Below are 4,373 nucleotides of genomic sequence, written 5' to 3'. Positions count from 1 at the left end.
ACGCAGTGCGGGTCGGGGTGGCGGTCGGATGGTCGAGGCTGTCCGTGGGATGTGGCGTCGGTGGCACCACCGGTTGCGCGTCGGCGAGCACGGTGATCGTGGCGGTCGGGGTGGCCTGGCGGCCGTCGGCGAGGCGGGTCTGCGCCTGCACGGTGTAGACACCGGGCTTCGGCCAGGAATGGCTGACCTGGACGCCGGATGCCGGAGCATCATCGCCGAACGTCCACGCCACGGAGGCGACGATTCCGCCGTTCGTCGCGACCACCCGCATCGCCACCGGCTGATTGACAGCAACATTGGTTGCCGACACCTGGATCTGCACATCCCCCTTGGGCGGCTGACCAGTAGGCGACGCAGCCGGCCGTGGAGTCGGCGGGGGCGTCGGCCGTGGCGTAACGGGCGGCTGGATGGGCGGGGGTGCTGTCTGGTTCCCCGAATCGGCGCTGGGAACCACACCCGCGCCCGGATTCTTGGGATCGTATTTGCGGATCTCCCGAACGGACCCGTCCAGCCGGATGACCCCCGCCCTGGCGGTCGCCGGATCGTTGTAGAATACGAACGAACCCTGCGGCACCAGTTCGAATCGCGCCGGCGGATCCAACACTTTCTTGGTGACCACACTTCGACTGGCGATGTCGACCACGCTCACCTGACCGGTGGTCAGATTCGGGACGAATACCTTCCCGGCTGCCTCGCGCGGCACCCCCAACTCGGTGCCAGCCATTTTCAGGTCGATGACAATATCCTCGCAGGATTTCTGCGACAGGTTCGATACCAGCAGCACGCCCCGCTGGCCCGACACCGCATACACATGGTCGCCCGTGGCCGACCCGGCCACCCGAACCGTATTGTCTCCCGCCCGGGCATCCACGCACGCCACCGGAGCGGAAACGCCGCCGTCGCCGAGCGTCCGAACCGTGCGCGCCCCGAGGTCAACCACCGCCACCCGGTCACCGATCGGCACCAGCGTGGAACGGGCCGGATCAACCGAGCCCGCTACATCATGGCGGCCGGCAGCGTCCAGCCGGACAATTTTCCCGCTGTCGCCGTCAACCACCCACAGCCGGCCCGCACCGTCGACCAGTGCACCGCCCGCGGGTATCCGCGCAGCCAGTGACTGATCGTCGCGCAGCTTCCGCAACGTCAGCGGATCGGCCGTGCTCACCGAGCCGGTCCGTTCCCCGATCGCGAACAGCGCCTGCCGCCCGGCGTAGACGGCCAGCGGCTCGCCAGGATTACCGAACCGGACACCCCCCGACACGCCGAACGTGGCACCGTCGACCCGCCGCACACTGCCATCCGCGGTGTTCGAGACGTAGGCATCCGACCCCGACTGCGTGGCGGCCAGCGCCCCCGACCCCGCGGAAGGCACCGTGACCTGGGCTACCACCTGCGCGGACGCCCCGTCCACCAGCGCTGCCTGACCAACTGAGGACACCAACCACGCCGACCCGTCATCCAACGCCACCGACCGCGTCGGAACATTCCCCGGCCAGCCGGCCGCCACCAAGGCACCCACAATGACGACGCCAGCCAATGCCGCCGGCACCCAACGAGTCGACCGCACCCGGCTCCGGCGGGCCGCTCCCGCACGACCGTGACGCCGGGATCGCCCCATCGTCGTCACCGCATTCCCTTATCCGGAAGAACGATCAACAGCAAATCACCGTAATAGATACCTGCGCCGAACTGGTCTTCCCGGCAGTATCAGTGACGTACACCGTCGCATGATAGTAAGTATATTTTTTCGCAGGGTTCATTGAATAGGTGTGGGAGACGCGCGGATCAGTCTGTGTTACCCGAGGGCTGCCATCGCCGAAATCGAAGGTGTAGTCCCGGATCGGCGTCGAGTCGTTGTCCGAAGATCCCGATGCGTCAAGACGGGTATCGACATTATCGTAATCACTAGAAGGATTGGCAGTAAGCGCGGCCTTTGGGGGCTGGTCCTGCTGGGCGAAGGTCGCCGTGACATTCCGCGCCCGGTCCATGGTGACGGTGCACGACGACCCCGCACAGCCACTCGCCGACCATCCGCTGATATTCCAGCCCGATGCCGGCCAGGCGGTCAGCGTCACATCCTCACCGGCTCTGGCGTCGACGGTGCAGGTCGCGCTGCAGCTCCCCAACGATCCGCTGACAAAACCGCTGACATCGACTCGACCGTTGCCGTTTACCGTCACGGTGAGCGGATAGGTACTCGGCCCGGTCGTGTCGAACCGGGCGGTGACGTTGCGCGCCCGGTCCATGGTGACGGTGCACGTCGTCCCGGTGCCGGTGCAGTCACCCGACCATCCGCCGAACGTCGAGCCCGATACGGCCGCAGCCGACAGGGTCGCCTGGGTGCCGGGGTTCAGATGCGCCTGGCACACGTCCGGGCAGAACAGCTCGTCCGGGCCGGTCACCTTGCCGCTGCCATTCCCGCTGACCGATACCGCCAGCGTGAGCTGTTGCGCAATGTACTGGGTGGTGAATGTGTCCTTCCGGCCGGACGCGTCGGTCACCGTGACGCTCGGGCTATATGTGCCCGGGGTGGAATAGAGGTGGGTCGCGGTCGGCGTCGTCTGCCTTCCGGACTGAGTCCCGTCACCGAAATCGAACTCGTAGCTCACGATGGGGGCCGAGCCCGCCATCGAGCCCGAAGCGTCCGCTGCGGCATCCAAGGGCCCGCTCCCCGCGACACGGGCGACCGAAAGCCTGGCGGTCGGCCCGGTTTCCACCGCTCCAACGGCGACGGAGGCAGCGCGAGTAGCTGTCACGCCACTGCGGTCGGTCACTGTCAGTGTGACGGTGTAGGACCCGGATTGGGTGAAGCGGTGGGTGGCCGTGGCCCCGGCCTGCGGGCCGACCTGCGCAGTCCGGTCACCGAAGTCGAAAGTGTAACTCACGATCGGAGCCGAACCCGCCTTCGAGCCCGAGGCGTCCGCCGTCACGTCCAGCGGTGCCGGGCCACGCTGCGGGGTTACATCGAGTGCTGCTGTGAGCACACCGCTTTCGCCGCCCTTTACACCGCCGTCTCCACCTTCGTTACCAGTGGCAGTCTGGCTGGAGGTTTGGGTGGGCGTGGGGGCAGATGTCAGGGTCTTCGAGGTCTGTGGCATGGACTCCGAGACGGTGATCGTGACGGTCGGGGTTGCCCGGCGGCCGTCGGCGAGCCGGGTCTGCGCCTTCACGGTATAGACACCGGGCTTCGGCCAGGAATAGCCGACCTGCACACCGGAGGCCACCGCATCATCCCCGAACATCCACTGAACGGAGGCAATGATCCCGCCATTGGCAGCGACCACCCGCAGTACCACCGGCTGACCGACAACCACCCGAGTCGCCGACACCTGGATCTGCACGTCCCCCTTCGCAGGCTCCGGCTGGCCGGTCGGCGGAGTCGTCGGCCCGGTCGGCTGCGAGCTCACAGGAGGCTGGGTGGGCTGGGACTGGGACGTATTCCCCGAACCCGACCCCTGAACCACCCCGTTGCCGGGATTCTTGGCTTCGTACTTACGGATCTCCCGAACCGATCCGTCCAGACGCACCACCCCCGCCTGGGCACTGTGAGGATCGTTGTAGAACACGAACGAACCCTGCGACACCAACTCGAACCGGGTCCGCTCCGGCAACACCTTGGCACTCGCAACCAGCCGCCGCGCAGCAACATCCACCACAATCACCTGCCCCGCGGTGAAATCCGGGACGAACACCCTGCCAGCCGCCTCATGCGGCGCACCCAGATCATGACCAGCCGCCCGTAGATCCACCGCCGTGTCACACGACCCACGCGACAGATCCGACACCAACAACACACCACGCCGACCACTCGCCGCATACACCCGATCAGCCGACGGCGAGCCGGCCAGCGTGACGGTGGTATCACCAGCCTGCGTATCCACACACCCACCGGTATCCGTACCGCCATCGGCACGCAACGGACGAGCGGTCCGCGCGACAACATCAACGATCACGACCGTGTCACCCGAACGCACCAACGTCGCCCGCGCCGGATCGACGGCCCCCCGCCGGGTATGCCTACCCGCGCCGTCGAGCCAGATCAGATCACCGGTATTGGCATCCACCAGCCACAACCGACCCGCACCATCCACCTGCGCCGCCCCGGCCGACACCCGCGCCGCCAGCGACTGCTGCGCCCGCACCTGCAACGTCAGCGGATCAGCCGTCGTCACCAAACCCGACTGCGCCGTCACCGCATACACCGCCTGCCGCCCCGGATACACCGCCACCGACTGCCCCGCATTCGCGAACCGCACCGCGTTCCCGACGGCGAACGTCGCACCATCCACCCGCCGCACCGACCCGTCCGACCCGTTCGCCACATACGCATCCGCACCCGACTGCGCCGCCGACAGATCCGCACCACCCTCACC

General features: G+C 67.3%; 2 protein-coding genes. Both read right to left on the bottom strand.

All coding sequences use genetic code 11. The features are described from left to right. A partial coding sequence (locus U9978_RS23775) for a PKD domain-containing protein (RefSeq protein ID WP_322763376.1) occupies positions 1-1,567 on the bottom strand: 1,567 nt, incomplete at its 3' end. A gap of 85 nt (positions 1,568-1,652) precedes the next feature. Next, positions 1,653-4,373: PKD domain-containing protein (locus U9978_RS23770; RefSeq protein WP_322763375.1), on the bottom strand; the 2,721-nt coding region annotated here is incomplete at its 5' end.

The sequence above is a fragment of the Protofrankia sp. Cr2 genome (assembly GCF_963555885.1).
Lineage (GTDB): Bacteria > Actinomycetota > Actinomycetes > Frankiales > Frankiaceae > Protofrankia.
The sequence above is the reverse complement of the archived record's forward strand: the minus strand, read 5'-3'. Positions and strand labels throughout refer to the sequence as shown.